Annotated in this window: 27 protein-coding genes; 5 read left to right on the top strand and 22 right to left on the bottom strand. The window is 62.9% G+C overall.

Features of this window, described 5'->3' with window-relative positions; all coding sequences use genetic code 11:
• Positions 1-9: 9 nt before the first annotated feature.
• The 4 genes from AC1RKI_RS16895 to AC1RKI_RS16910 all read right to left on the bottom strand — a co-directional run bounded on the left by AC1RKI_RS16895 (position 10) and on the right by AC1RKI_RS16910 (position 2,035).
• On the bottom strand, positions 10-369 hold the full coding sequence (locus tag AC1RKI_RS16895) for a TIGR03745 family integrating conjugative element membrane protein (protein WP_009876604.1): 360 nt from the start codon (positions 367-369) through the stop codon (positions 10-12).
• A gap of 16 nt (positions 370-385) precedes the next feature.
• Positions 386-619 carry a TIGR03758 family integrating conjugative element protein gene (locus AC1RKI_RS16900; RefSeq protein ID WP_009876603.1) on the bottom strand — a complete coding sequence of 78 codons (234 nt, stop codon included), beginning with the start codon at positions 617-619 and terminating at the stop codon, positions 386-388.
• Positions 616-996, bottom strand: a complete 381-nt coding sequence (locus AC1RKI_RS16905) for an integrative conjugative element protein, RAQPRD family (RefSeq protein WP_009876602.1) — start codon at positions 994-996, stop codon at positions 616-618. The genes AC1RKI_RS16900 and AC1RKI_RS16905 overlap by 4 nt, the downstream gene beginning before the upstream one ends.
• A gap of 136 nt (positions 997-1,132) precedes the next feature.
• Entirely contained in the window at positions 1,133-2,035 is a 903-nt protein-coding gene (locus tag AC1RKI_RS16910; RefSeq protein ID WP_017514686.1) for a bacteriophage abortive infection AbiH family protein, read from the bottom strand.
• 104 nt (positions 2,036-2,139) lie between these two features.
• On the opposite strand from AC1RKI_RS16910, the gene AC1RKI_RS16915 reads away from it, so the two are divergent.
• The 3 genes from AC1RKI_RS16915 to AC1RKI_RS16925 all read left to right on the top strand — a co-directional run bounded on the left by AC1RKI_RS16915 (position 2,140) and on the right by AC1RKI_RS16925 (position 6,743).
• Positions 2,140-2,814 (top strand): hypothetical protein, encoded by a 675-nt coding sequence (locus tag AC1RKI_RS16915; RefSeq protein WP_011871451.1) that lies wholly within the window; start codon positions 2,140-2,142, stop codon positions 2,812-2,814.
• Positions 2,815-2,965: 151 nt separating this feature from the next.
• Complete coding sequence (locus AC1RKI_RS16920; RefSeq protein ID WP_011871450.1) at positions 2,966-4,018, top strand: DUF3800 domain-containing protein; 1,053 nt, start codon at positions 2,966-2,968, stop codon at positions 4,016-4,018.
• A gap of 100 nt (positions 4,019-4,118) precedes the next feature.
• A complete protein-coding gene (locus AC1RKI_RS16925) occupies positions 4,119-6,743 on the top strand; it encodes an AAA family ATPase (RefSeq protein WP_492794941.1) in 2,625 nt (874 codons plus the stop codon).
• Between the two features lie 29 nt (positions 6,744-6,772).
• Here the strand turns inward: AC1RKI_RS16925 and AC1RKI_RS16930 are convergent, their stop codons facing one another.
• From AC1RKI_RS16930 to pilL2, 7 genes are read right to left on the bottom strand one after another with little or no spacing between them, the layout of a single operon-like run.
• Positions 6,773-7,522 carry a TIGR03747 family integrating conjugative element membrane protein gene (locus tag AC1RKI_RS16930; protein WP_009876598.1) on the bottom strand — a complete coding sequence of 250 codons (750 nt, stop codon included), beginning with the start codon at positions 7,520-7,522 and terminating at the stop codon, positions 6,773-6,775.
• Positions 7,519-9,705, bottom strand: coding sequence for a type IV conjugative transfer system coupling protein TraD (gene traD, locus AC1RKI_RS16935; RefSeq protein ID WP_011871448.1), 2,187 nt, complete (start codon positions 9,703-9,705; stop codon positions 7,519-7,521). Before traD ends, AC1RKI_RS16930 begins: the two co-directional genes overlap by 4 nt.
• 4 nt (positions 9,706-9,709) lie before the next feature.
• Positions 9,710-10,258, bottom strand: a complete 549-nt coding sequence (locus AC1RKI_RS16940) for an integrating conjugative element protein (protein WP_009876596.1) — start codon at positions 10,256-10,258, stop codon at positions 9,710-9,712.
• A complete protein-coding gene (locus tag AC1RKI_RS16945) occupies positions 10,255-10,845 on the bottom strand; it encodes a transglycosylase SLT domain-containing protein (protein ID WP_009876595.1) in 591 nt (196 codons plus the stop codon). Before AC1RKI_RS16945 ends, AC1RKI_RS16940 begins: the two co-directional genes overlap by 4 nt.
• A complete protein-coding gene (locus AC1RKI_RS16950; protein ID WP_009876594.1) occupies positions 10,827-11,552 on the bottom strand; it encodes a TIGR03759 family integrating conjugative element protein in 726 nt (241 codons plus the stop codon). Before AC1RKI_RS16950 ends, AC1RKI_RS16945 begins: the two co-directional genes overlap by 19 nt.
• 14 nt (positions 11,553-11,566) lie before the next feature.
• The gene (locus AC1RKI_RS16955) at positions 11,567-12,217 is read right to left on the bottom strand and encodes a hypothetical protein (RefSeq protein ID WP_009876593.1); all 651 of its coding nucleotides are present in this window, start codon (positions 12,215-12,217) and stop codon (positions 11,567-11,569) included.
• Complete coding sequence (pilL2, locus tag AC1RKI_RS16960; RefSeq protein ID WP_020924956.1) at positions 12,214-12,813, bottom strand: PFGI-1 class ICE element type IV pilus protein PilL2; 600 nt, start codon at positions 12,811-12,813, stop codon at positions 12,214-12,216. Before pilL2 ends, AC1RKI_RS16955 begins: the two co-directional genes overlap by 4 nt.
• A gap of 243 nt (positions 12,814-13,056) precedes the next feature.
• Between pilL2 and AC1RKI_RS16965 the strand changes: the two genes are divergently transcribed.
• Together AC1RKI_RS16965 and AC1RKI_RS16970 are read left to right on the top strand one after the other, a co-directional pair.
• Positions 13,057-14,820 (top strand): ATP-dependent nuclease, encoded by a 1,764-nt coding sequence (locus AC1RKI_RS16965; RefSeq protein ID WP_134315833.1) that lies wholly within the window; start codon positions 13,057-13,059, stop codon positions 14,818-14,820.
• Positions 14,807-16,621 (top strand): ATP-dependent helicase, encoded by a 1,815-nt coding sequence (locus AC1RKI_RS16970; RefSeq protein WP_020924957.1) that lies wholly within the window; start codon positions 14,807-14,809, stop codon positions 16,619-16,621. Before AC1RKI_RS16965 ends, AC1RKI_RS16970 begins: the two co-directional genes overlap by 14 nt.
• 66 nt (positions 16,622-16,687) lie before the next feature.
• Here the strand turns inward: AC1RKI_RS16970 and AC1RKI_RS16975 are convergent, their stop codons facing one another.
• From AC1RKI_RS16975 to AC1RKI_RS17025, 11 genes are all read right to left on the bottom strand, one after another.
• Positions 16,688-17,467, bottom strand: a complete 780-nt coding sequence (locus tag AC1RKI_RS16975) for a competence protein CoiA (RefSeq protein ID WP_017514159.1) — start codon at positions 17,465-17,467, stop codon at positions 16,688-16,690.
• Positions 17,468-17,605: 138 nt separating this feature from the next.
• Complete coding sequence (locus tag AC1RKI_RS16980) at positions 17,606-19,885, bottom strand: helicase-related protein (protein ID WP_011871444.1); 2,280 nt, start codon at positions 19,883-19,885, stop codon at positions 17,606-17,608.
• Positions 19,886-20,022: 137 nt separating this feature from the next.
• Positions 20,023-20,328 (bottom strand): hypothetical protein, encoded by a 306-nt coding sequence (locus AC1RKI_RS16985; RefSeq protein WP_009876590.1) that lies wholly within the window; start codon positions 20,326-20,328, stop codon positions 20,023-20,025.
• Between the two features lie 89 nt (positions 20,329-20,417).
• Positions 20,418-20,738, bottom strand: a complete 321-nt coding sequence (locus tag AC1RKI_RS16990) for a hypothetical protein (protein ID WP_009876589.1) — start codon at positions 20,736-20,738, stop codon at positions 20,418-20,420.
• Positions 20,739-20,788: 50 nt separating this feature from the next.
• Positions 20,789-21,922 (bottom strand): DUF6094 domain-containing protein, encoded by a 1,134-nt coding sequence (locus AC1RKI_RS16995; RefSeq protein ID WP_254912368.1) that lies wholly within the window; start codon positions 21,920-21,922, stop codon positions 20,789-20,791.
• 40 nt (positions 21,923-21,962) lie between these two features.
• A complete protein-coding gene (locus tag AC1RKI_RS17000) occupies positions 21,963-22,613 on the bottom strand; it encodes a hypothetical protein (protein WP_009876587.1) in 651 nt (216 codons plus the stop codon).
• Positions 22,614-22,689: 76 nt separating this feature from the next.
• Positions 22,690-22,950: a hypothetical protein gene (locus tag AC1RKI_RS17005; protein WP_009876586.1), complete on the bottom strand. Its 261-nt coding sequence runs from the start codon at positions 22,948-22,950 to the stop codon at positions 22,690-22,692.
• 16 nt (positions 22,951-22,966) lie between these two features.
• On the bottom strand, positions 22,967-23,374 hold the full coding sequence (locus tag AC1RKI_RS17010; RefSeq protein WP_009876585.1) for a hypothetical protein: 408 nt from the start codon (positions 23,372-23,374) through the stop codon (positions 22,967-22,969).
• 104 nt (positions 23,375-23,478) lie between these two features.
• On the bottom strand, positions 23,479-23,820 hold the full coding sequence (locus tag AC1RKI_RS17015) for a hypothetical protein (RefSeq protein ID WP_011871442.1): 342 nt from the start codon (positions 23,818-23,820) through the stop codon (positions 23,479-23,481).
• Between the two features lie 94 nt (positions 23,821-23,914).
• Positions 23,915-24,604 (bottom strand): DUF3275 family protein, encoded by a 690-nt coding sequence (locus AC1RKI_RS17020; protein ID WP_009876584.1) that lies wholly within the window; start codon positions 24,602-24,604, stop codon positions 23,915-23,917.
• A 95-nt stretch (positions 24,605-24,699) separates the two neighbouring features.
• Positions 24,700-25,527 (bottom strand): DUF932 domain-containing protein, encoded by an 828-nt coding sequence (locus AC1RKI_RS17025; protein WP_492794949.1) that lies wholly within the window; start codon positions 25,525-25,527, stop codon positions 24,700-24,702.
• Between the last annotated feature and the right edge of the window lie 143 nt (positions 25,528-25,670).

Consider the following 25,670-nt stretch of genomic DNA (forward strand, 5'->3'; position numbering starts at 1 on the left):
GGCCTCGCCTTACAGGATGCCGGTGGCTTCGGTGAGCAGCCAGATGCCGATCACGAGCAGCACCGCGCCGATGGCGACCGTGAGGCCGAATTGGCCCCAGGTTTTGCGACCAGTGTGGATTTCCGCGTAGGTGCCGTAGGCGTGGTAGCACACGCCAATGAACATCGACGCCACAACCAGCAGGGCCACGAGCATGATGATGTCGTAGCCGTAGTTCCTGATCGTTTCCATGATGCCGTTGCCCGTGCCGCGGGTCGGGTTCTCCAGTTGCGGCAACCCCTGCGCGAACGACAGCGCGGGCAGCGCGGCGGCGCCCAGAGCCACGGTGGCGCGCTGGACAAAACGGGAAGTGAGGATGCGGTTTTGCATGGTCAGGCCTTTCAGGTCAGGAGAGGAGGAAGAAACTCAGGACGAGGTACATCGCGACGAAGCGGATGCAGACGCCGAGGAACTGGCGCTGGTTGAGGTGGCTCTCGGACCACCCCACGTAGGCCGTTCGGATGGCCCAGACGCCCCAGACGAGCAGGACCGCGAACACGACGCCGACCAAGACGGTCGCCATCGCGGAAGGCGCGATGCCGCTGTTGGCTTGAAATGCCGAGACCTGGGCGCCGTTCATGGCTTGACCTCCGCGGTCGTCGGCGATGGCTCGACGGCCCGCTCAGTGCGGTAGTCGCCGGCCAGTTCGGAGGGGTCGCGCGGCTGGGCACGCGAAGGTGAGAGGTGGGCCTGGATACCGGCGCGCACGCGCGCTAGGTCAGCCAGCAGCCGCGGGTAATCGAAGTGGTAGCGCTCTCCCGGCTGGATGGGGGCATGCGCGGCGCTGTCGGCGACGGTGCGCTCCAGCGCGTCGAGCTGGCGCAGCGCCGCGACCAGTTCCTGGCGCTGCGTGGGGGGCTCGGCCAACGCCATCGGGGACTGGCCCAGCAGGAGGGCCGTCACGAGAAAAGTGGGCACGCCGCGATGCGCGGCGCGCAGCCAGATCGGAGCCAACATCGCGCCATTCCTGTGAAATCAGCAATGGCTTGATCGTGGAGATCAGGGCTGCTTTAGGCCACAAACAATAGGAACTGGGGCCGACCGGATTAGGTGCGCAGCGATCCGCAAATACAGGAGCGAACGACGCTTTGTTCTACAGTGCGTCCCAAGAAGATGGCTGTCCAGCACCCGGCCACAAACCCAGGGCGACGAGCCGTTGTTCCTTATCAGGCCACTCTTGTTTGCTGCGGCATGCGACTGTCCATCGCGCCGCGGCAACGCTGGGCTGCTGAAGGAGCGCCTGGAAGTAGATCGCATCCACGGGGGACAGAGAGTGGCCAAGCACGACGACCTTCTGGATGGCTCCCAACGCCTGAAAAAACGTCCTATGCTGGGCGATCAGTTCCTCGGAACGCTTGAAGGTGGCTGAGAAGTAGTCGTCGATGATGTCGTTGGCTTCAGCCACCCGGGTATCGATCTCCTCGATATCCGGACGGTCGTTGAGCGAGGGGCGGGATTGGGGATTCCAGGCGTGGCCCAAGACCAACTCATCGTCTGCCGCATCGGATCGGCCGTGGATGTGCAGAACACGTGCCAGATCGATGCCATAGAGAGTGTCCAACGTGCTCGTGTAGTTGAAGGTCAGGAACAGCGCCTGTGGATCCAGCGTCGCAAGCCGTCGCGGGGCGGTGTCGTGTGTCGGGATGGGCAAGTCTCGGATCCATTCGGCAAAGCGCGTCCGAAGCCCCTTGGACAGTCGCTCGACGACGTTCCCCACCTCGTACTGAAAGTCGTGGTGCCCTGAATCACTCCAGTCCTCGGCACCATAGGCCCCCATGAAGTGCCCCAAGTTGTCGACCAGCATATCGGCATCCAGTTCAGCCAGGGCTAATTCCAAGTCGCACCAGTCGTCTCCGGCTGGAAGGTAGTCCTCGACCTCGCGATGAATGTCCCGGTCTGTGGCCAGGACATACTCCTTGAACTGTCCGAGGCCCGATGGAATGCCGTGCCACAGGTCGAATCCATTGCCGACTACATAAAGCGTGGTGGGGTGCACGGTGTGCTCCTTAGGTCCCAAGAATCCGAAGTGTCTGGGCATTGAAGGTTATGGTCGATATAGTAATATCAAATAGCGTAAATAACCCATTTGAGGAGTCAGTCATGAGCGTCGTTGCAGACCGTCTCGGCGTGTCGACCCTTGTGGGTACGCCCAAAGAGATTCAGGCTCAACTCGCTCGGTCGCAGGCTGACCACGTGCTGGTGGTGGCGTTCGACCACATCAAGCCCAGTGTTTTCGCGGCATTGGCGGAAAACTTCACCAACGTCGCTTCATCCATGTTCGAGGTGCTGCTTGAACGTCAGGACCGCGAATCGCTCGAACGGCTGGCAGAAATGCTCGTGCCGCGCAATCCGCTGTCGCCCCGGCTGCTCAAGGAAGCGAGCCTGCTGGTGCAGGCGCGTAAGGCGGTGTTGGAAAGTGGAGACTGGTTGACCGCCGCGAACATCGCACAACTCGCGGAACTGAGCACCCGGAACCCGAGCGCTCAGCCCAATAAGTGGAAGAAGCAACGCCAAATCTTCGCTATCAACCACGGTGGCATCGATTACTTTCCGGACTACGGGCTGGATCGTGACGCTGGTTTCCGTCCACTGAAATCGCTGGCCAAAGTGATTGAAACCTTCGAAGGACACAAAGACGGCTGGGGCATGGCTTATTGGTTCCGCTCCGAAAACAGCTTCCTGGGTGGAAATCGTCCCCAGGATCTACTCGCTTCGGCACCGGACCGTGTCATTGCGGCCGCTGTGGATGAAATTCTTGAAATGACCCATGACTAAGCGATGCGCCAATCTGCCCGCCGATGGCGAGCCACCTAGTGAACCATCCTCGGCCGCGTCTGAGCCTTCGCACAACGACGTCGGTGCCTACGATGCCGTGCTCGAATTGGCCGACAGGATCGGAGTGTCCATTGTCCAGGGGAAGAGTTGAATGGAATGCTTCCGGATCGATGAAAGTGGTTATACCGGCTTTGACCTGATGAACCCTGAGCAGCGGTTCCAAGGAGCGACGGCCATCGCCATTGAGGATGACGAGGCCGGGCGCCTGATCCGGGAGCACTTTCCCAAGCTTCAGGCGGACGAACTCAAGTACCGGGCGTTGGCTCGGCGCCCAGCCAATCACCCCCGTCTGATGGCGCTGCAGCGCGACTTGCTAACCGACCACAAGTGCGTGACCTACGTCTGCGACAAGCGCTACCTGTTGCTGCTGATGTTCCTGGACTACGCGGTCGAGCCGTTCTACTACGAGCGCGGCATGGACTTCTACGAAGACGGGCAGAACTACTCGCTTGCGTCGCTGCTGTATACGGTTGGACCGACGCTCCTCGGCAAAGGCGCGCTCGACCGGCTGTTGGTCAGCTTCCAGCGCGCGGTGAAGGAAAAGAGCTCGGAGGCGCTTGGGAACCTGATCGATGCGGCGTGCGCATCGCGCTGGTGGGAACTGCCGGAAGCGCTTGGCCCGCTTGCGCAGTTCGCTGCCCCTGAATGCCTGAAGGCGATCGTCACGCCGGGCGTCAACACCGATGCTGCTTTCGTGGTGCTGCAGTCCCTGGTCAGTCGGATGGAAATCATGGCTGACGGCCCGTATCGGGTCGAGCACGATCAGTCCAAGAACCTGCTCACTTATCACGACCTGCTGCAGCGGTACATCCGCCATGAGAAACCGATCACGTTTCGTCAATCGGAGATCGCCAGCATCACCTTTCCGCTCAAGCTTCAGTCCGTGACTCAGATCGATTCAAAGCACAGTCCTGCAGTGCAAGTGGCGGACGTGATGATCGGCGCGGCCATCGAAGCGGCGAATACGCTTACCGGACAACGCGCCGGGGTACTGGATGCCGAGAAGGTCATGGCGCTGTACGCCGATCATCAACTGATCCATATGCTGCCCTCGATCGACTTCGAGGAGCAAAAGCGTTTCCGTCAGGGATCCCAAGCGGGGCAGGTCATCGACTATTTTGCTGAGAACTTCCACAAACCGTAATAGCGAATGGAAGCATGACCCGCCTGTGCCTACTGCGCTGGCGACCGATCAACATCATCAAGGACGCCATCGAAGCGTCTTCCTGTGTAGAGGGGGCTGCATGGCAAGCATTCATTCGGAGTACCACCGCTTCTTGGCGCACTTGGCGCAACGCCAGGTGCATGACGACGTGTGCCGGCTCGCGCATCTGGTGCTTGATCACCTGCAACCTCTGGCTGAAGTTGGTGCAGCGCGCCGTGGACGCTCCACCCGCATGGCGCCACTGGCCGTCGCCCATTTGGCGCAGATGCCGGTCGCGTACCAGGGAGATGGCCACGGACCCGAAGTCGGGCCGGCGCTGGGGCGCCTGCGCCAGCTTGAGGTGGGACCGTTTCGCGGATTCATGCGGCAAGAGACATTCGACCTCAGCCACGACATCACTTTGGTCTATGGCGCCAACGGTACCGGCAAGAGCAGCTTCTGCGAGGCGCTGGAAGTGGCGATGCTCGGCTCCATCAGCGAGGCCCAAGTCAAGCGGGTCGACCAACGGACATACTGCAACAATGCCCGGTTGCGTCGCCATGTCGCGCCCGTCCTGTCTTCCGGAGCACCAGACCAGGCCCAGGCTGTGCAGCCCAACGAAGCGGAGTACCGCTTCTGCTTCATCGAAAAGAACCGCCTCGATGACTTCGCCCGCATCGCGGCGCGTACTCCGGGCGATCAGCGGCAGCTCATCGCTACCTTGTTTGGCGTGGATCAGTTCAGCGACTTCGTGCGCGGCTTCAATCCCGCGCTCGACCAAGACCTGATGCTCGTCGGCGCCCAGGCTACTCAACTCGCGCAGCGGCGCTTGCAGTTGGCGAACTCTGAACAGACGATCGCTGCTTATCCGCAAAAGATCGCGGCGGTGGAGAACTCCGAGCAAGCGCTGGCGCAACGAATGTCGCCCGGCGCGACGTACCAGGCTTGCGTTGACTGGCTGCTCGGCACACCGGAGCAGCAAGGGCGGCTGCCGTACGTCCAGGCGCAACTGGTTGCCGTCCCACCTGCCGTTCATGAGGTGAGCCAAGCGCGGCTGCAGACGCTGCTGGATGAGGCTTATCACCTTCAAGGCCTGTGGCAGGCGGTCACCGGACAGCTTTCGGCGCGTGCTGGGGAAGTGTCGTACGCTAAGCTCTACGAGGCTGTGCTGGCCTTGACTGACGGGGCGACCACCTGTCCCGCATGCGGAACCGGATTGGCTGCTGTCGCACAGGATCCTTTCGCCAAGGCCCGCACGGGCCTGGAGCAGCTCGCGCAGTTGGCCACCCTCCAGCAGCAGGAAGCCGGCCTACGGACGCAGTTGAGCGAGGCGGTGCGGGCGCTGTGGGACGAGATGCGTCGGGTAGTCGCGGTTGGCGCAAACGCTTGTCCTGCACAGTTGCAGGCAGCAGGCCTGCCTCCATTGCCGCCTACCTCGACAGGCGCCTGGCTTGGCGCATGGGTCGATGGCGACCGGCGTGCCTGGAACGCTCTGCTGCAGGTCACGGAAATCATCGAGCGCGCCGACGCGCAAGCCCGCGAAGCGCATGCCCTGCGCGGGGCGCTGGCCCGGGAGCGGGACGCACTGGACCAGCACCGGCTGGAGATCGAACGGCTGCGGACCATACGCATGACAGCCGACCAAGAAATGGCCGCTGCCCGCCAGACCGTGGCCCAATTTGACGAGGCGAACCGTGAGTTGATCGAGTCGGTCGCAACCGAAGTGCCGGTAGTCGCGCACCACCTGCGGGTCAAGGCCGCCTACGACGGCTTCTTGCCCGAAATCCAAGCCTACTTGGCCGCATTGCCGGGCGTGCTGCTCCAGGGCCTCGGAGAACAGGCACGCAATCTGTACAACGCATTCAATCGTGCTGATCCGCCTGGCGACCTCTTGCACGCGTTGTGGCTGCCTGTCGCCGAAAACGGCAAGATCGAAGTAGAGTTCACCGGTGAGCCTGGCGTGCGCTATGACGCGCTGGTGGTCTTCAGCGAAGGGCATATCAAGTGCCTGGGTCTGGCGATTCTGCTGGCGAAGAACATCGCGCAGGGGTGCCCCGTGGTCATTTTCGATGACGTCGTCAACGCGATCGACGATGACCATCGTGACGGAATCTGGCGTACCTTCTTCGAGGATGGCTTGCTCGTCGGCAAGCAGGTCATCCTCACCTCACACGCCGAGGAGTTTCTGCACCGGATCCAGCAGGAATTGGGCGCCCGGCGGGCCGGGTCCATCAAGCGCTACAAGTTCCTCCCGCACCAGGGCGAGCATGAGCTGCGCGTTGACAGCGATCCACCGACGAAGAACTACGTCCTGTTGGCCCAGCAGGCGTTGGCAGCCGATGAGAAGCGTGAGGCGCTGCGCCAGGCGCGGCCCGCGCTGGAGAGTCTGACTGACCGTCTCTGGACTTGGCTGGGCCGGCGAGCAGATGGGCGCATCGAACTCAAGCTAGGCGGGCCACGCTCCCCCTGGGAATTGAACAACAAATGCGCAAAGTTGAGATCAGCCGTCGATCGCATCTCCGCGCAGCATGCTGGCGCGCCAGACGTCGTTGTCGCTTTGACCCGGCTGCTTGGTGTTGGTGCAGGAAGCATTGAATGGGGGTGTCTCAACAGCGGTGTCCACGATTCCCAGCGAGACCACGAGTTCGACCGCTCCTTAGTGAGAGTCATTGTCGAATCGATTACGGCGTTGGACGCTGCGTTAGATGTTCTGCAGAACCGATGAGCACTACAGCCACGCGGGACAGCATTCGCCTAAAGGTATTTCTTGAAGCTGCCCGCGGTCAGGCTCACGGCCAGCCCCAGCAAGGCGGCGCTCGGCAGCAGAATCAGCAGTGGATGCACCGAGATCGGCAAGGCCAGGTACGTGACCCAGGGCAGAACGGCCAGCGGCATCAGGCTTGCTTTCGCGCGGTGGTAGATGAAGCCCGATTCGCGGCCCGCGCCGAACCGGCGCACGTCCCTCCGCACTAGGCCGTCGATCAGGCCGACGAATGCCGCGGTGAGGATCAGCGGCAACGTGAGCACCAGGACCAGCAGGCGCACAAGGAAGGTCAGCGTCGTGAAGGCTGCGGCGATCAGGTAGCTCTCGGTCCAGACATAGGCCTGGCTGATGTAGTAGCGAAAGTTGCGTGTCTGCCCGTGGCTGGGTGCACGGGCGCGCTCGGCGGTCTGGCTCATGCGCTCCAGCAAGCCCGAGCGCACGAACACCCATTCGTATCCGGTATCCACCAGCTCGTGCGCCGTGCGCCCCGGTTCCTGCACGACCACGCTGCGCGTGAAGTGGTTGGACAGGTGCCCCAACTCGTACTGCAACATCTGCTGGGAGTGTCGCCAGCCCTCGTCCTTCCAGAACAGGTGCATTCCGACGCACTCCACGACAATGGAGAACAGCAGCGAGCCGATCAGCACCCCCAGCAGCCGGAACGGCAAGGTGATGGTGCCGACGATCAGGCCTTGGCGCTGGTTCTGCTCCCGCTGCGCGGTCGAGGCGGCATCCTTCATGGCGAGGCCTCATTGCCGGCGCTGTCGTCGGTGGCCACCGGGCCAGGTTCGGCCGCAGCGGCATCATCCAACAGGTCGTCGGGCAAGGCCCCGTCCTGCAACGCCGGGGAACTGGTGAACTCCCACCACTGCGTGGCCTCGCTGTAGCTCTGGCGCATGTAGCCCGCCAGTTGTTGCAGATCCTGCGGCATGACCTCATCGGGGTCCGGTGCCGGCAGCGGCATGCGAACCTTCCAAAGCTGGCCGCCCTGCAACAATGCGAAACATTGGCCCTTGGGTAAGGCGACGACGTGCGACGGCTCGATCATCGGCACGCTGGACATGCTGATGCGGTCCTGCGTGTTGCTGGTGAAGTCCGTCGCGCCGCGGATGTCCGAGCTGTCGGTCGCGCCGGAGACGATGGTGGTCGTATAGACCTCGACCTTCGGCAATTGCCGGGTCAGCAGTTCGGCGGTGGCCGTCTCCCTGACCCTCAGCATGAACAGATTGTTGAAATTGCCAATCACTTGACCCGCTTTGGCGCGGTTCCCGATACGGGCCTCGATGTCCGAAAGCGTCTGCGTGTACGCGGTGACCTGCAGACCGGCGCCGCCGCCTTTGTTGATCAGCGGCACGAACTCGTCACCCATCAGTTCATTGAATTCATCCGCGTGGACGTTGATCGGCACGCGCGTGCCAGCCGATGCGCCCGGCAGGCCGTCATCGATCCCGTGCTTGTAGATATGGCCTGCCACCGAAACGAGATCGCTGAACATCGAGTTGCCGACCGCTGCGGCGACCTCGGCATCGGATAGCGCGTCCAGGCCCACATAGACGACTGCGCGCTTTCGGATGACCTGCATCCAATCGAAGATCGGGCGGGGGTCGGCCAGGTCGGAATAGTTCGGCGCCAGAAGCTGGGAAATCTTCCCGCTGGTGAGCTTCTCCAGCAGCGGCAGCAAAGACGCGACGATCTTGTCGAAATACGTCTTGTCGTAGCGAACCGCCGAGCGCAGGCCGTCGAGCACCGGGTCGTAGTTACGGGCCTGGGATAGGTACTGCTCCAGCGCCACCACGCGCTTCTCGCGCCCAATCATGTTGCGCGGGATGTTCTTCTCGTTGAGCTTGGCCTCGATCTGGACGATCACCTCCCAGGCTTTGGGCTCGGTCTTGGCGAAGTAGTGCTGGGCGTACTCGATGAACAGCGCGTCGATGTTGATGACGTGCCGCTGGATCAGCATGTAGTCCGGGCGCTGCCCCAGTTCCACCAAGGCGCGGGCAATGATGTTGACGAAGCGCCACGCGAATTCCCTGAAGGCTGCGCTGTTGCCTTCGCCGGAGAGCTGCCCCGCGATGCGGGTGGCGACTTCCGAGATGCGACCGAATCGGCCTACGGCGTTGTAGCGTGCCGAAATGTCCGGCCACCCCAAATGGAAGACATAGAACTCGCCTTCGCGGCCCGCGCGCTTGGCCTCGACATACATCCGCTTCAGGAGATCGGCATCTCCTTTGGGGTCGATGACGATCACGACCTCGTGTTCGCCCGCGGCGTTCCTCCGGCGGATGTCTTGAGTGACGAAGAGTTCGGCCAAACGTGTTTTGCCCACCCTTGTCGTTCCCAAAACCAAGGAGTGGCCCACGCGCTCACCCAGCGGCAGGCTGACGTCCACCTCGTCGGGTTCGATGCCGTGCAGGCGCGGCAGGCCGCCCACTGGCGGCAGCGGCCGCACCGGATTGAAAGGCACGTCCCAGCCGGTGAGTTTCGATAGCCGGGACAGCGGGAACGGCGCGAACTCCAGCCGTTCCTCCAGGCGCCGGGCCAGCCGATAGGCCGGCGTCGGCTCGACGTAGCGCCGAAACTCTGGCCGGTACGTCTGCATGAGCCTATGGGTGTGTTTCTGCTCCCACAGAAAGCCGCGTCCCACAAACAGACGTTGCTGGCTGACCGGCACGTCCTTGCTGGTCATCACGTAGCGCGGCAGGCGACGGATGTTGCGCCGGTAGCACAGGATGACGCGGGCATCGCGGTAGCGGATCGCGCCATAGGCTCCGAACGCCAGCGCGCTGCCGACACCCATGGCGGGGCTCAGCGCGAGCGACCACGGGGCCACCAGGGACAGAAACGCGGCGCCTGCACACGCCGCGACGGTATATAGCTCCACCGCTGGGCGAAGCAGAACCTCGACCGGCTGTTTCCCCGACATGGCTTCATTGCTCGATGCCGGTGGCCGTGACTAGCGCCGGGTAGTGCCGCAGGCCCAAGCGCTCGGCCAAGTCGTCGCCGGACACGGGCGCAAGCGGCACGCCGGACGCCAGTGCGCGCAGCCGCGCCAGGCCTTGCACGGTCTCGACGTTGACCACCAGACCGACCGCGCCGCGCTCGCGCAATGAGGCTGCATGGCGGCGCAACCAGGCCTGGGAAGCCTCGTCGTCGCCCACGACCACGAAGGGACGCAGGCCCGGGGCCTCGATCACCCGCCGCGCGACGGTGCCGGGCGTGAGCTTGGCGCTGCGCACCGGCAACATCGCGGCCTCATCCGCCGGCGTGGCCGGGATCTGAGTCGCAGGGATGGGCGATCGGGCCGGAGTGTTGGCGCGCGGCTGGAGGCTCAGGGCTTCGTAGTACGGCAGCGCCGACGTGCCGCCACGGTCTTCGACCAAGATCAGCGGCTCGCCGGCACGCGAGGCCAGCGGCAGACCCGCCAGCAGCACGAGCAGGCCTTTCGCCGCGAGATGGGCCAGATGGGATTTCGTCATGGGGTGGTCTCCTGGCGCGCGGCGAGGACCGCGGCGGTTGGGCGCGTGCCCTGCACGCGGGCGAGGTGGCGGGAAACGCTCCGCCGGTAGCGGGCTGCGGGCTCGCCCCCCGCGGGGCGGTGGTAGCGGCCGATCGCCAGCAGCCAGTTCTCCCCCGGGATGTGCTGCTCCTTCAGGATCTCGGAGGCGATGGCGAGGTTGCGGTACGGATCGAGCAAGTCGCACGGGCTGGTGAAGCGGTGCTTGTGGTAGCCGAGGTTGATCTGACCCAGGCCCGCGTCGATGCGCGTGTGCGGCGTGGAGCGCATCGCCTGCTGCAAACCGGCGCAGGCGTCGGCGCGGGTCGCATAGCGGCGCGATTGGCCGGCGACGTTGAGGGACCACGGCCACGGGACGATGCGTCCGTTCCGCCGGATGCCGCTCTCCTGCAAGGCCACGGCGTAGAGCACCGTGGAGGGAATGCCCGCACGTTGGGCGGCAAGCTGATAGGCCGGAGGCGGAACCTCCTGGGCATGGACGGCGCAGGCGTACAGGCCAGCAGCGATCACCAGTACGCGAAACCGCGCCGTCAGGGCTGGCGCTGCCATTGGCCGTTCACCTCGCGCACGACCGCGGGCAGATCGCCGGGCAGACCCAGCGACAGCCAGCGGCCGCCGTCGTGGTTGAGCGTGATGGTGCCGCTGCGCACCCGTGTCGGGTCGATCTGTGCGCGCTTGGCCCAGTCGCGGATGCGCGCGTCGTCCTGGCGGCTGCCGACCATGTACAGGTCGAACTCGGTACCTGAGGATTGCAGGCGTTGCACGAGCTGTCCGCAGGCCGCGCAGCCGTCCTTGACGAACACCGCCGTGCGGCCGCCGCCGCGCACTGCGCCGCCGCTGGGTTTGTCGTCAGGCAGGTTCACCCGTTGCATGCCGGGGTTCAGGCGCTGCCAGGCTTCGTCGTAGGCACGTTGATAGGCAAGCAGCTTCTCGACGCGGCGCGCTTCGATTTGCACCTGCAGTTCTGCGTAGCGCCGCCGTTCCTCGTCGGTGCGGGCCTCGATGCCCAGGGCGGACAGAGGGTCCAGGTTAGGCGAATAGATGCCCAGCGGCCCGTCCATCAGCTCGCGGTATAGCGCCCATTCCTGCGGTTGGAGGCCCCAGTCGCCTGCTACCTGGTCGTCCGGGGTTCGGGCGACCAGCGGACGCTCCTGGTTCTGCGCATTGCGGGCCGGGGCGGTGACCGGCTGCTGCGCCCAGGCGGGCAATTGGGCGGATGCCAGCAGGAGCGCGGAAAGGATGATCGACGGATTCATGTGGTGTGCTCCGGTCAGGGAATCGCCACGCGACGGGTCTGGTTGCCGGCCTGGAACACGGCGGTGTTGCCCTCAATCGCCTGTAAGTGCCACGGGCCGAGCGCATCACCTGGCAGCAGCACCTGAAGCTGGTCAGGCGTGAAGTCCGCACTGCTCGGCGCAACGGACACGCTGCGCTGGCCAGCGCGCAATTCGGCGCCGACGACGCGGAACGGCAGCGGCGGCGGTTCGGGCTTGGCGGCGGCCTTGCCCGATGCGCGCGGCTGGGCGGGTGCTGCGGCGCGCGGAACGGGCGCAGCGGTCTGGCGCGCCTTGATCTGCTCGACCTCCGCGCGCAGCGCCTGAAGGTCGTCGGCAGCGGCATAGCCGCTCAGCGTTTTCTCAACCTGGGCAGCGCGTGCTTCCAAGACTTGGCGGGTGTCTTTGAGGTCTGCCGCCGTTGCGACGGCCGAACGCTGCTGGATGGCCTCGATCGACTCGACCAGGCCCGCCGCCCGGGCTTCCAGGCGTTGCAGGCGGGAATCCAGCCGTTCCTGGTCGGCCTGGTCGTTCATGGTCTGGTAGCCCAAGGCTACGAAGACGCTGAGGCCGATCAGCCAGAGCCACAGAAGGCTCTGCACCATCACGACGGCGGCCGGGCGCCGGGCAGACTGTGGGGCGCTCATGGCTGGCCTCCCGAAACCGAAGGCTCCAGCGGGAACGTCTGCACCGCCTCGGCGGCGGGTGGCTCGGATGCGGGTTCGATGACCGCGCTGTCGGCGGGCCGTTCGAAGCAAATCTGCCGTGCGCGATCATCCGCGTGCAGTTCCCAGGCCGGGCCAGCCAGTGTGAGCAGCGCATCGCGCAAGGTCATGGGGCCGAGGTGCAGGTGCGCCGCCGGCAGCGGCAGCGCGTACAGCTCGATTACCGCGTGCGCCGTCTGGCACAGGCTGTAACCGCTGCGCTTGAGCACATGCCGCAGCCCATCGCCGACGGTGGCGCGGGCATCTTCGGGCATGGACACGTCGATGGTCTGCAACAGCAGGTCGCGTTGCGCCGCTCTGGGTGCCAGCTCGACCAGCGTGTAGCGACCGTAGCGCACGACGGGGATGTACTCGGGCGCCTCGGGTTCGGGCGTGGCCAACACTTCCTCGATGGCATCAGGTGCGGGCGGCGCAGTCGTCGTAGCGCAGCCGCCAGCCAGCACCGACCAGAGCAGGCCGAGGACTCCTGCCAGCAGGCGGCGTTCGGGATGGTGAAACCAAGGTGGAGAGGGGCACATAAGCTCGGCGTCCTGAAACAACGAGCCCTCACCATCGCCGCTAAGGCCCGGGGCAGCAGCAAACAATGCGAACCACGCTGCGTCCGATTTGCCGGCAGCGGTCTAGTCGAACAAAAGCGGCCTTGAGGGCGCCGAAACGGAAAAGCTCAGTCGCGGTCGGCGGATGGAGGCCGGCCGCTTGACTGCTACTATTTGTTAAAACACCAGTGGACGGGGGCGTAAATGAGGGTTTCTCGGGTCAGGTTGATCAATTTCGCCAATTTCTCGGATGTTGATGTCGAGACGGGGGAAAGTATCGTCATCGTGGGAGAGAACAAGGTTGGCAAGAGCAATTTCATTCGCGGCCTGCAGTTGATCCTTGATCCGGGCTTGTCTGAACGCGATCGACAACTGGGGCTTGAACATTTCTGGGACGGACTTGGCGAAGACAAGGTTGGTGCGACCATTGAGGTCTCTGTGGATCTAACGGACTTCACAAACGATCCCCGGCTGATGGCTCACCTCAACGATTGCGTGATTGATCCTGGCCCACCCATGGTGGCCCGACTCACCTACCGCTTCCAGCCTAAGGCGGGCCTGGGGCGCGCCCCGGAATCGTTGAAGGACTATGAGTATGTGATCTTCGGTGGCAACGATCCCGAAATGCGTATCGGCGGCGCACTTCGCCGGATGTTGCCAATAGATGTTCAGGTAGCCCTGCGTGACGCTGAGAAGGACCTTGCGAGCTGGCGCAATTCGCCATTGAGGCCACTCATTGAGGATCTTGCCGCGTCGTTGGATGATGACGCCCGTGAGGAGATTCAGAATCAGGTCGACCAAGCACAGCGAGAGCTGGCTGGACACGAGGAAGTGGTAGCGACAGCAGAACGGATCAGCGAACGGCTGATCGCAATCGCCGGGGGGCAACATGCTGTCCCGGTATCGCTCGGACTTGCACCTACACGAGTGGATGCATTGCTGCGTAGCCTTCGGCTGCTTATCGACAACGGTGTTCGCGGTGTCGGCGATGCCAGCCTAGGAACGGCGAATCTGATCTTCCTGGCCTTGAAGAGCCTCGAACTCGACCGTCTCGTCTCCGAGGGGGAGCGCGACCACACATTCTTCGTCGTCGAGGAGCCCGAAGCGCACCTGCATCCGCATGTCCAGCGTCTTGTCTATCGCTACTTTCTCGGCACAAGAGCGGAAGATGAGGACGAAGCCCCTCCACTGACGACAATTCTCACTACTCACTCGCCGCATATCGCAAGCGTTACACCGATTAGGTCCATCGTTCTCCTGCGTCATAACGCAACGGACGGGAAAACCGTCGCGGTTTCGACCGCGAACACACCTTTCACACAGAGGGATGAAGACGACCTCCAGCGCTACATCGACGTCACTCGCGGAGAAATATTATTTTCCCGGGGAGTGATTCTGGTTGAAGGGGACGCCGAGCGCTTCATCATTCCCGCGTTCGCCGACGCCCTCGGGATTCCTTTCGACATACTTGGAATCACTGTGTGCTCGGTCGGGGGGACGAACTTCACTCCTTATGTGAAGCTTTTGGGCCCTAAAGGGCTAAATATTCCACATGTAATTTTGACAGATCGCGACCCGGTCAATGGCAAACCTCCACTAGCCCACAGGCGATTAATTAATCTCTTAAACGAGGTCGATGACGAATATGGTTACGATGACCTGGATATAGATGAGGTGCTCAAATACGCCGCAGAGTTTGGATACTTCGTCAACGAGAGCACGCTGGAATCCGACCTATTTGCCGCCGGAATGACCGAGGCGATGAAGTCGGTAATCGAGCAGGAGTTGCCGCTGAGGCAAGTCACCCGGGACGCATTGCAAGAGTGGGTGGATGATCCGGATCAGGTCGATGAAGACCGGCTGCTGAAGTTGATTGAACGGATTGGCAAGGGGAGATTTGCACAGGCACTTGCGCCGTCGGTGTCTGAGGACGTTTGCCCGGCCTACATTCGCTCTGCGCTGGAGCATATCCGCGATGCCGTCGCGTAACGTCGGTACAGCCTACCTGGCGCAGGCTGCCGAGTTGGCTGGAAATCCAGGGCAGTTGGCAGCTTACAACTCTCAAGGACATTGTGTGGTACTCGCTGGTCCCGGGAGCGGTAAGACCAAGACACTCGTCCTAAAGCTCGCCCGCATCCTGGCCGAAGACGTCGAGGCCCCTCGTGGCGTTGCGTGCATCACTTATAGCCAGGAGTGCGCTCGCGAACTCGCTCGCCGAATTGAAAACTTGGGACTTCAGCAGGCACCTAATCTTTTCATTGGTACGGTCCATGGGTTCTGTCTGCGTCATCTCTTGATGCCGTATGGACGCCTGGCCGGCCTGCCCATATCTTTCCCACTTTCGGTAGCCACTCAACGAGTCAGTGATCGGTTGTTGAAGCAAACTGGAGATGCGCTTTTCGGCCAGAACCATCCGTACAAAGTTATTGACCTCGGGCGGCATCGCCGTTCCGTGCTCAATCGAAATAGCGTCGCTTGGCGTAGCGAGGAGGAACTCGCTGCCTGGGCCGAGGCCTACGAGGCCGCTCTGCGCGACGAGGGGCTGATTGACTACGATGACATGGTTGTCTTCGGCCAGCGTTTGATCGCCGAGCACGACTGGGTACTACCTCTGGTTCAGGCAAAATTCCCCGTGCTCGCGGTGGATGAGTACCAGGATTTAGGCGTGGCACTGCATCGCATCGTCAAACGCCTTGCCTTCGACGGGGGTGTCCGACTTTTCGCTGTCGGGGATGCGGATCAGTCGATATATGGATTTACGGGAGCTGATGGCGCGTTGCTCATGGAATTGGCGGCTCGCAGAGACATTGAGCCTGTCCAGCTTCAATTAAATTACCGTTCTGGTGCAGGGATCGTGACTGCGTCAGAGATGGCGCTTGGAGAAGCCCGAGGCTATCAAGCGAGCGATCCTGCGCGACAAACGACCATCGAATTTGTCCTGCGCCCGGGTGGTATGGCGGACCAGGCTGCGCACGCCGTCGCGCAGATCATTCCGGCGGCCTTAGCCTCCAAGCCGGGACGAACACTGGGCGATATCGCGATCCTATACAAAGACTATCGCGCAGGCGATATCGTGGCTGAAGCTGTGGCAACCGGTGGTCTCGATCACATCCGTGTGGATACCGCAGCACCTTACCGCAAGGTTGCCCTAACAAGTTGGGTAGAAGATTGTGCGGCGTGGTGCGCGGGTGGCTGGCGTGTTGGACGCCCACAATTGCGTGGACTACTCGACCGCTATCGCGCATTTCATCGGGCGAGCTTGGACGATTCACAGGCCAAGCGCGAAGAGCAAGAGCTAACCGCCTTGCTATGGGAGCTGCGTGCTGACCAGCAACCTGCGCGAGAATTTGTTGCTTCGCTGCGCAACGGTGTAGTGGATCATCTGCTGGCGGCTGAATTGGCGCTCGCTGATCAGAAGGAGCAACTGGATCGCATGACGGCAGCGCTCGCTGAAGGCGGTGCACTGGCTTCGCTAGACATCACGAGTTTGGGCGGTCGGGACGGTTCGCCCGATCACCTGAATCTGCTGACACTGCATTCCGCAAAGGGCTGTGAGTACGACGTCGTCATCATGGTTGGACTCGACCTCGGAAATCTGCCGTGGCGCAATGAAACTCCAGAGAAGTTGCGCGAAAGTCGCCGGCTCTTCTATGTGGGACTCACACGTGCTCGCGACGAGGTCCACATGCTGTATTCGGGCTTCGTTGATGGCCGCTATGGCCCTATGCGCTTTGGGCGCTCGCCATTCCTTGATGAGCTGGAGGCGCGAATGCGTGCCGCTGGCATTTGAGTGTGAACCCGGGAATCTGGAGTGTCGGTGCTGCGTCGGCGCATGTCGAGCAACACCACAGTCGAGCTACATCTTTGCAGCCAAGCGATTGGCTGCGAAACGCTCGCGCGCGAGTCTGGCGGCGTTATTCATCGAGTCTAGGTTATCGATACACCATAGACCGTTGATGCAAAGAAAGCGCTCACTAAGCACTGCTTCAAGTATGTTTGGAAGGGTTGCGTTGAAGAATCCGGCACCCTTGACCGTTGGGGCCGGATCTAGCTCAAGCATCGCGACCGGCAGGTCAGAAAGGCACGGGCCGAAGTGGCCGGCCGAAGGGAACTTGCCCCCAAACTCGGTGCGCAGACGCTCCTTTCCCATGCTCTTGGTGAGAGTGCTATATCGCTCCTGCCGCAGCAACCAAAGAGACTTGATGCCCGCCTCGCGGTACCGCTCTTGGCGTTTACGGTAGTCACGGAGCGACTGATACGATCTTTGGATCTCGACAGCCAACCTAACCCCATTGCGCTCACCCCAGACATCAGCCTGCCAGCGACCTGCATCACCCGAACCCGGCATTTCAACCGAGGCACGGAATCCAAGATCTTCAAGCACGCTGCGCACAAGTATCTTGGCCGCCAGGTGCCATTGGCTTTCTTCGGAAGTACTGCACGCACCTCCTAGATGCGCGAAGAAGGGGTACCCATTAGCACTAACCTTGGGAATCGCTGGAGCGTTGCAGCAAGGCATCAGCAGATCACCGACGCAGTACGCCCGTTGCAACTCTTCCCACTGCGCCTGAGACATATGCAGTGCGTTGGCTGCACCAGTACCATCTGCATATGCTGCTTCGATCACCATAGCCATAGTGCCTCCTTGAATCTCGGTATTGTCTGATCAGTTTAGCCTTCCCCGCGCTGGGACCGGGGCGGTGATCGAATCCTCCGAGCAGCAATTTCCTAGAAAAATGCCGGCACCCCCGAAAGGATGCCGGCAGACAGCAGATCACGCAGTTACCAATTGCCGGGCCAATGCGACCTCGACGGAATCACCATCCTGGTTCAGGACATCGAGCCCCGATTCGGGTACATCGCCCGAAGTGGACTGCGAGACCATGATCTTCTTGGCCATCAGCTCCAGGCAGGTCATCTGCGAGGAGCCGGCGTAGCCCAGGTAGATCACGCGCACGGACAGCTTCTGCCCGATACGCCAAGAGCGGCGTGCCGCCTGCTGGAGCGAATACACGTTGTAGCCCGACTGCATGAACACGATCGTCGGAAACTCCAACAGGTCCAATCCCGTCTTGACAAGCTCGGGATTGGTGATGAGCACGTCGATGCCACGGTCCAACTGCTCGGCGATCCAGTCCTCGCGGCGGCTGGCATCCACGCTTGCGCGCAGTACCGCCACTTTGAAGCCTTCCTGCTCCAGCAATACCTTCAACCGGCTAGTCGTGTCGCGCGTGCCGGTATAGACCGTGTAGGCCAGAACCTTGCGGCCCTGTGCTTTCTCTTCCCTGCAGATGTCGATCAGCTCACGCTCCTTGGGGCTGATCTCGAACTCGTTGAACTGAGCCGGGACGAACGCCAAGGTATTGCGTGTGCGCGGATGCACCACGGTCTCCGACCGGAAGCAGCAGTCCGGCCAGGCCAGCAGCACGTTGAGGACCACACCCAGCAAGGTTGTATCGCGTCGCGCCAGAGCCTGTTTCAGCTCCGCGGTCAGCCGACCCGCCAAATCGCGGTAGGCCGCGGCTTGCGCCGTGTCCATCGCGACTTCACGGAACTCCTCGTCATACGGTGGCAGAACGTTGCCGCCGATGTCTCTGAGTTTGAGGAAGATCGTGAACGGCAGGATGCAGCGCAGCACGCCCTTGGGGCCGAAGCCCGGAGCTTTGACCGTTCTGACACTGACTTTCGTGCCTTTCGCGGTCTTGTGCGCCGTCCCGGTGCTCTCGGAATAAATGTCCTTCAGGACACCGTGATCGCGCATGAACGCCATCGCGGCCGAGGTCATGCTGCCGCTCGTGGTCGGGCGATAGCCGTCTTCGATCATCCGCCCGGGAAGGGCTCGGAACAGCAGGTAGAACAGATCGTCGCCGTAGCCGCCCATCAACGTGCCGGTCAGCAGTAAGGTCTTGCGAGCCTTCGCCGCCAGCACGCCCATGGCCTGGCCCTGGGCGCTGCCGCCGTTCTTGTACTCGTGGGCCTCGTCGGCGATGAGCAGGTCGAACGTGCCTTGCGGCAGGTAGCGCTTGATGAACTCGGACGGTTGATAGCCGCCCTCGCCAAAACCGAACTCCATGTTGGCCATCGCACGTTCCATGCGCGTGGCTTGACGGTCGGAAAACACCAGCTCGCCGTTGCCGTCCATGAGGTTGATGAACTCATGGATGTTGTCGCCCAGCATCGACGCCAGGAACCCGTCGCCGAACTTCTGCATCAGCTTCTGCGCGGTGACTTCCCCGATCGTCGGGATGCGCTTCAACGCTTTCAGCACGGCCGAGGACTGGTCGCTGCCGGACAGGCTGCGCGGGCGGATCAATGTCCACAGGGGCGCGGCGCAATGGCTGCACTTCCTGCGGTACTCCTCGGCTTCGAGCGCGACCGGGTTGACCGGCTCGCCGTCGAGGTCGGTGATGACCGTGCCGCAGTCAGGGCACGCTGCCACGTCGCCATGGCGGGTGCGCCGCGTGGTGAAGACAGGCTTCCAGTGGAATCCCATCCGCATCCTGACGCGCCCCAGGACAAAGAACTCCTGGCCCGTGGGCTGCACACCCAACTGCTCGCGCAGCTTGATGAGCTTGACCAGCGTGTCCGGGCCGTTGAGCACCCAGACCTTGGCGCCTGCCACCGTCTCCTGGATCTCGCGCCGCCACTTGTAGACCAGGTGCGGTGGAGAAAGAACCAGGGTACGGCGATAGCCTTCGGCGTTGAGCACGGCGGCTGTGGCGATACCAACGGTCGTTTTGCCGCAACCCATCTCGCCGTTGACGATCGCGGCGTGTTCGCCACGGTCGATCAGCAGCTCGGCGGCGGCATGGACGACTTCGGCTTGGGCTTGGAATAGCTTGCGTTTGAGGCTGGCGACGACGAGTTGACGATGCGCCTGCGGCTGGCCGGTATAGACCGGCGGATTGGCGCTGTTGAGGGCGTCGAGCAGTTCGTCGCCGAACTCGCCGACAAAATCCTGAAGGCTCAGGGTCAGAGGGTTGGATTCCGCGTCGAGCAGTTCGCCCTGTACGGGCGTGGCTTCGGCGGTAGTGTTTTCGAGATCGAGGGACATGGTGATGCTCCAAAGAAAATGGGGCATGCACCACCCCCAAAGGGGCAATGGCCTGCCCCAGGGTGGGAAGATCAATCGGCACACGGCCGACGGTGGATGGAAAACGCAGGCGCTGGCGGCCTGCTGGTGAAATGTGCTTAGTCTTCGGACGGCAGCACGATGGATGTGAGATGGCGTTTCGCATCGGTGACGATGCGAATGCGCAGCGCACGATGAATCACGTAGTGCGATTCCAGCAAAGCACCCGATTGAAGTGCGATGCCGTTGGCTTGCCATTGCCCGTCGCTGACGTCCCCCCAGTCGCCACGGACATGGCGACGGAAGTACGGAATCGGGTCAAGACGACCGGCGCGGACCAGGCGGTCGATACCTTCGCTGAGGATGAGTGCACCTACCGGAAACAGCAGGTCCTGGCAGTAGGTTTCGATGTGTCGGGATGCCATGGATTCCTCCTTGATGGATTCATTGAGCCACGACACCCCTGGCGGAGTGAAGTGGCTCCGTCAGGTGACTGGGATGACGATGGGTGACTTCAGATCATGTCGCGCTCTTCGGGAAGCTGGACAACCGTGGTCTGGTGGTCTTCGCTGGTCTTGACGATCAGAACCAGCTCCGGCGTGATCCGGTAGTAGGAGATCATCAGGTTGTCCTGTTGGAGTGCGACGTCGTTGGCCTTGCGGGTGGCCTTGTCGATCTCGCCCCAGTCACCGCGCACATGGCGCTGGACATAGGTCAAGGGGTCGATCAGGCCTTTGCGGGCCAACCAATGCACCTTCTCGCTCAACTTCAGCGAGCCCGGTGCGAACAACGGTTGCTTCTGCGGCGCGGGCCGCTTGAACAGATTTGGGAACATGGTGTTTCTCCTTCGATGTGGTACAGCAGGACAGCAGCGCGTCCGGTGGATTAACGAATGGTCAAGACGTCGCCCCGTGTCGGGGAGCCAGGCGTCATGTCCCACGCGCGGATGACAGGTACGAACTTGTCGGTGAGGATGCGGGTCTCGGCGATGGAGCCGTCTTCGCGTTCGGTGAATTCCCGCTGGAGCGTCTTGTCCTTGTGGGTGTCACCTTTGACGACGAGCACGCGCCCCGTCTTGGAGCGCACAACCCCCGAGATCGCGCCTGCGGCCAGAGCCAGGGCGAGATGCCAGTGGGACAAGGCCCGCGCCGGTGGACGCAGCGACTGCTGCGCGGCCCCCAGGTGCGTGTCCTGCGACGGCCAGAGGCCTTGCAGCCTGCCAACCTCGTCGGCGAACTGCTCGGGCTCCATCGTCACGCGGAAGAAATGCTCCGGCTCGGCCGGACTGGCGGGGACGATGTACGGCAGGAACGGCCATTCGCTCGGCAGTTCGTCAGCTTCGATCTCGCCTTGCCCAACCTGCAGCAGCAGATTGCGCACGGCCTTGACGCCATCCGAGGCCTGCTCGCGCTGGCGCACCCGCCGGCCGAAGATCACAACTTGCTTGAACTGCGTCTCCACCGCTCGGTAGATGCGCAGGTCGGTGTAGTGGCGCGTCAGCCAGCCGACCAGCTCCGCGTCGAGCACGTAGCCGGGGACGATGAAGACCAGCACGCCGCCGTATTGCAGCAACGACAAACTGCGCTGGTAGAACAGTTTTTCGAGGCGGGCACGACCCTGGCCCTGATAGCCGATGTTGCCGTTGACGTCCTTGGACAGGTCGCCATACGGCGGGTTGAGCCAGAGCAGTCCGAACGACTGCTTGGAGACCATCGTGTCCATCAGGTCCGCGTGCAGGCAGTGATCGACCAGGCCGCGGGCATGGCGTGCCCGCTCCGCGTCGAACTCAACGGCGAACGCCTTGGCCTGCTCGCGCCCGAGGGCGTGGGCGGCTTCGGCGATCGCTACGCCTTCGCCGGCGCAGGGATCGAGGATGCACATCGGCCCGTCGCTGGGCATCAGTGCGTTGAGGGCTCTTTCGAGCGTGGGTTCATCAGTCGGGAAATACCCGTTCTTCACGAAATTGCGGGCAAGCCGCGGGAACATGAGGGCCATGGAAGTCTCCTGGTTGGCGGGGATGAAAGACGGAAGCACACCAAGGCGTGCCTCCGAGGGTGGGTCAGGCCGCTACCACTTCCGGCGTCCAGATCTTGGCCGGGTATGGATAGGCGGTGAGCACGTCACTGCGGATCAGGGAGCCCAGCGCCAGGGTCAGCGTCGGCACGTCGATGGCGAGCCGATGGCCTTCCAGCGGCCCGAGGGCGAACGGAAGGCGGCCCAGCATCTCGCGGCTTTGCAGCAGTTCCAGCACGGTCTCGCGCCAGTGGTCGAGCAGCGGCAACGGGCACGTGTCCCGCACCAGCGTCCACAGGCGGTCGAGCCGGTGGGCGCTGTCGCGTGGCAGCAATGCCAGCGCGCTGGCGTTGGCCTTGTCGGGCTTGACGCAGCGCCGGTCGAACAGCCACACGTTGGACAGCGAACCGAACAGCGTTCGCCGGTAGGCGCGCGTGATGCGCTTTTCCAGGCGATCGACGTTGCCGATGAACACCGGGACGCTGCCGCCTTGGTCGGTGATGACGTGAAACTGGTCCAGTCCCTGCTCGTCGCGCCCAAGGGTCAGGCGAGCGAGGAACTGCTGGACGGCGGTGTCCCGCGCCCAGATCGACAGGAAGATCAGGTTGCCCTGGTCGTCGCCGACGCAGGCGTCGGCCATCACATCCGGGCATTCGTCGATGCGGTACAGCGTGGTGGAAGAAGTGTGTGCGGGCATGGTGGTGTCCTCGGATGAACGGGAACAGCACCGCCCGCTGGGGCAAGTGCTGCCCCTGGGGGTGGAAGAAAACCGCTCAGTCCGGCTCGAACTGCCGGGTGTGCGGGTTGAAGTGAAGCACCTCGTCCACCGCGGTGATCGGCGTGAAGCCGTCCAGGTAGATGTTGTTGAGGTACTGGTCGCGGTAGGTCAGTGCCTGCCGCGCCTGTTTCTCGGTGAGGCCGTTGCTGATGAAGTACTCCAGCATCTCCTCGTCGGAGGACACTTCGTCGTTGGACAAACTCCCTTCAACGAGCGCCAGCAGCGAGGGGGAGAGCGCAGCGAGGATCAGGTCCATGTCGGTTCCTCCTGGCTCAGACCATCAGCGTTGCGGCGGGTGCCGTGACAGCCGTGGGTGTGCGTCGCCGAGCGTGGTAGGCGCGAACGCCTGCACGCCATTCGGCAGACTGCTCCGGTGCAAGGTCCAGATAGGACAGCGGGCACGAGTAGTAGTACGGGTGCATGGACTCGTCCAGCGGCTTGTAACCCCACTGGCCGCCGCTGCGTTCAAGCAGATCGCAGCGGATGTAGCGCAGGGATTGGCCCGGCGCGAGATCACGATGTACGCCTTCGACCTTGGCCGTCACTTCCGCGACAGACCAGAGGACGTTGCCGCGCAGCGCGTGGGCGATGACCTTGACGCTGGCGCGCTCGGTCTCTTGCGGTGCGATCAGTTCCGCGATCAGTTCAGACCGCGATTGGGGTGAGAAATACCAGCCCATGAGAGGCCTCCTGGAAAAGTAGAGCCGGAGGCCTCCCCACGGGGAGGGCCTCCCGGCGGGTGATGAAAAGCCGCAGGTGCGGCGAAGGAACCTATGCTTTGCCCTTAGTCCCAGTCGTCATCGTCGCGATCACAACCGGCCGGGCAGTAGCCGAACTCGATCCCATGCGAGCAATAGCCATGCTCCGCATTCCAGTCCTGGGCTTCCTGCCGCTCGGCGGGTGTTGCGTAGTCCCATTCGTGGGCTGCGATTTCCAGGGCCTGAGCTCGCTGGCTTTCCGGCAACCGACTAGCTTGCGCGTCGATCTCCGAACTGAAAAGCGTGACCCAATGATCCCAGGACAGGCCGCAACCACGCTGGGCGTGCTCGGCGGCTGTCTTGCAAACAGCTCGCCATGCGGATTCATCCAGCGCGGAACGGGGTACATCGAAAGCGATGGTGGACATGATGGAGACCTCCAGAAAATGGCCGAGGCCTCCCCCGCAGGGGGAAGGAACCCCGGCGGGTGGATGAAGAACACCGCGGATGCGGCGTCTGCGATCACGCAGGTTGCAGTTCGGCCTGACGGCTCCACTCCTGCGTCTTGAAGTCCAACGCAAAACCCAGTTCGCCCAGGCGGGCGATCTGCGCGCGCAGGGCGCGGCGGTCGATGGTCGAATCCAATTTCACGGACTCGCCCAGCGGCCACAGCAGACCGAACAGAGCGGCGTCGCCATCTTCGGTGCTGCCGGGGGCAGCCGCCGCAGCGGGCGTCGGCGCATCCACACCGAAGGGCGTGGTATCGACCAGAGGATCCGCCGACGCCTGCACGGGTGCGTGCTTGGCGGGCGTGGAGGCCTTGGCAGACTTGGCCGGCGTTGCTGCAGGCTGCGTCCCCAGCTCTTCATCGAGTGGATCGACGTCCTGGGTGGCGAAGCTTCGGGCTTCGTCGCGGCTCAGTTTGTCGATTCCGTTGAGCGTCATTCCGTCCAGGTTGGCGCGGATCTCGAACCGCATGCCGTCGCCGACCGGATAGGACTTCGGGAAGATGTAGCGGATGATGAATTCCCCGTCGTATTTTCCTTCGGGGTACTGCTCCAGCTCCGCATCCTTGACCGCGAACTTGCCGATGGGGGTGACAAGGCGGCCGACGGTGAACGGGCCGTTCTTGCCGCGTATGGTGCGCAGCGTGAGCTGGCCCGGAACAATGATGGGCGATACCGATTGCTCGGGCGCCGATGTGGTTGCCATGTTGGTTCTCCTGATGACGAATAGCGGGCCGCCGACGGCGCCCGGTGGATGAGAGGAAATGGACCTCACCCGAGCTGGGCGAGGTCCGCTTGGCATCACGCCTTGAGCTGGCGCATGCCTTCGGCCAGCAGCCACAACGCCCGGTTCAGGCGCAGGTTCTGGTCGATTCCTTGCACCGGACGGGTGCGTTGATTGCGGCCATTGGCCGAGCGTCCATTCAGTCCCCCTTTGACGAGGTTCTCCTGGACGCGGTTGAAGACGGCCCACAGGCCGTTCTTGCGGTCGTCCCAGCGCCTGGGCGCCAGAAGTTGGCTCTCCGTGACAGGGGTGGACTTGGCCGGGTCGTCGTACTTGAGTGCGAGCGCGGAATTCGCAAAGATTTCCGCTTCGCCCTCATCGAGGGTGATGGTGCGCATCGCATCGCGCGCGTCCTGCACGCGCTCGAAGCCTTCGAGAACCTCGTAGGCACCTTCGATCACCTGGCTTGCCACGTCGCCCTTGTGAGGAACGCGGATGTCGGCGGTGGTGTCACCGCAGACCAGGCCGTTGTGGCAGACGAACCGGAACATGCCGGCAAGCATCTGGTAGCTGCTCGTGCCGTCGTGGCTGTTGAGCAGGATGATCTCGTTCGCCTCGTCGCCGTTGATCTGGCTTGCATGGCGAAGTCGGATGAGATGCTTGGTGTACTCGCGCCGATCCTCGTTGCGCACGCGCGTCTGGCACACCATGAAGGGCTCGAAACCCTCCTGGCGCAACCTGGTCAGCACGACCGAGGTCGGTATGTAGGCATACCGATCGGACCGGCTCCCATGCGGAGCGTCGGCAAAGATCGAGGGAACAACGGCACGAATACGGTCGTCCGAGAGTGGGCGATCGGAGCGCAGGATCGGGGATTGCGGAGCAAAACGGGATGCCAGAGACATGGCTGATCTCCTTTGAGAAATGCGGTAACCGCGCGGTCGTGTGACCACGCGGGACTCGGGGGATGAAAAGACGCAAGCACCTTTGGCGTCTTGGGGACGCGGCGGATGCTAGGGAGGAGAAGCGACAAGGCCCCATGAGGGGC

This window comes from Cupriavidus sp. GW822-FHT06G04 (assembly GCF_058799075.1).

What these genes read in the sequence shown, in the direction of transcription:
- traD (WP_011871448.1), bottom strand. Translation starts at nt 9,705, where the DNA reads ATGTCGGGGAAACAGCCGGTCGAGGTTCTGCTTCGCCCAGCGGTGGAG.
- AC1RKI_RS17020 (WP_009876584.1), bottom strand. Translation starts at nt 24,604, where the DNA reads ATGGCAACCACATCGGCGCCCGAGCAATCGGTATCGCCCATCATTGTT.
- AC1RKI_RS16900 (WP_009876603.1), bottom strand. Translation starts at nt 619, where the DNA reads ATGAACGGCGCCCAGGTCTCGGCATTTCAAGCCAACAGCGGCATCGCG.
- AC1RKI_RS16940 (WP_009876596.1), bottom strand. Translation starts at nt 10,258, where the DNA reads ATGACGAAATCCCATCTGGCCCATCTCGCGGCGAAAGGCCTGCTCGTG.
- AC1RKI_RS16915 (WP_011871451.1), top strand. Translation starts at nt 2,140, where the DNA reads ATGAGCGTCGTTGCAGACCGTCTCGGCGTGTCGACCCTTGTGGGTACG.
- AC1RKI_RS16895 (WP_009876604.1), bottom strand. Translation starts at nt 369, where the DNA reads ATGCAAAACCGCATCCTCACTTCCCGTTTTGTCCAGCGCGCCACCGTG.
- AC1RKI_RS16970 (WP_020924957.1), top strand. Translation starts at nt 14,807, where the DNA reads ATGCCGTCGCGTAACGTCGGTACAGCCTACCTGGCGCAGGCTGCCGAG.
- AC1RKI_RS16950 (WP_009876594.1), bottom strand. Translation starts at nt 11,552, where the DNA reads ATGAATCCGTCGATCATCCTTTCCGCGCTCCTGCTGGCATCCGCCCAA.
- AC1RKI_RS16975 (WP_017514159.1), bottom strand. Translation starts at nt 17,467, where the DNA reads ATGGCTATGGTGATCGAAGCAGCATATGCAGATGGTACTGGTGCAGCC.
- AC1RKI_RS16955 (WP_009876593.1), bottom strand. Translation starts at nt 12,217, where the DNA reads ATGAGCGCCCCACAGTCTGCCCGGCGCCCGGCCGCCGTCGTGATGGTG.
- AC1RKI_RS17005 (WP_009876586.1), bottom strand. Translation starts at nt 22,950, where the DNA reads ATGGACCTGATCCTCGCTGCGCTCTCCCCCTCGCTGCTGGCGCTCGTT.
- AC1RKI_RS17000 (WP_009876587.1), bottom strand. Translation starts at nt 22,613, where the DNA reads ATGCCCGCACACACTTCTTCCACCACGCTGTACCGCATCGACGAATGC.
- AC1RKI_RS16925 (WP_492794941.1), top strand. Translation starts at nt 4,119, where the DNA reads ATGGCAAGCATTCATTCGGAGTACCACCGCTTCTTGGCGCACTTGGCG.
- pilL2 (WP_020924956.1), bottom strand. Translation starts at nt 12,813, where the DNA reads ATGTGCCCCTCTCCACCTTGGTTTCACCATCCCGAACGCCGCCTGCTG.
- AC1RKI_RS16905 (WP_009876602.1), bottom strand. Translation starts at nt 996, where the DNA reads ATGTTGGCTCCGATCTGGCTGCGCGCCGCGCATCGCGGCGTGCCCACT.
- AC1RKI_RS17010 (WP_009876585.1), bottom strand. Translation starts at nt 23,374, where the DNA reads ATGGGCTGGTATTTCTCACCCCAATCGCGGTCTGAACTGATCGCGGAA.
- AC1RKI_RS16990 (WP_009876589.1), bottom strand. Translation starts at nt 20,738, where the DNA reads ATGTTCCCAAATCTGTTCAAGCGGCCCGCGCCGCAGAAGCAACCGTTG.
- AC1RKI_RS17015 (WP_011871442.1), bottom strand. Translation starts at nt 23,820, where the DNA reads ATGTCCACCATCGCTTTCGATGTACCCCGTTCCGCGCTGGATGAATCC.
- AC1RKI_RS16980 (WP_011871444.1), bottom strand. Translation starts at nt 19,885, where the DNA reads ATGTCCCTCGATCTCGAAAACACTACCGCCGAAGCCACGCCCGTACAG.
- AC1RKI_RS16930 (WP_009876598.1), bottom strand. Translation starts at nt 7,522, where the DNA reads ATGAAGGATGCCGCCTCGACCGCGCAGCGGGAGCAGAACCAGCGCCAA.
- AC1RKI_RS17025 (WP_492794949.1), bottom strand. Translation starts at nt 25,527, where the DNA reads ATGTCTCTGGCATCCCGTTTTGCTCCGCAATCCCCGATCCTGCGCTCC.
- AC1RKI_RS16920 (WP_011871450.1), top strand. Translation starts at nt 2,966, where the DNA reads ATGGAATGCTTCCGGATCGATGAAAGTGGTTATACCGGCTTTGACCTG.
- AC1RKI_RS16945 (WP_009876595.1), bottom strand. Translation starts at nt 10,845, where the DNA reads ATGGCAGCGCCAGCCCTGACGGCGCGGTTTCGCGTACTGGTGATCGCT.
- AC1RKI_RS16985 (WP_009876590.1), bottom strand. Translation starts at nt 20,328, where the DNA reads ATGGCATCCCGACACATCGAAACCTACTGCCAGGACCTGCTGTTTCCG.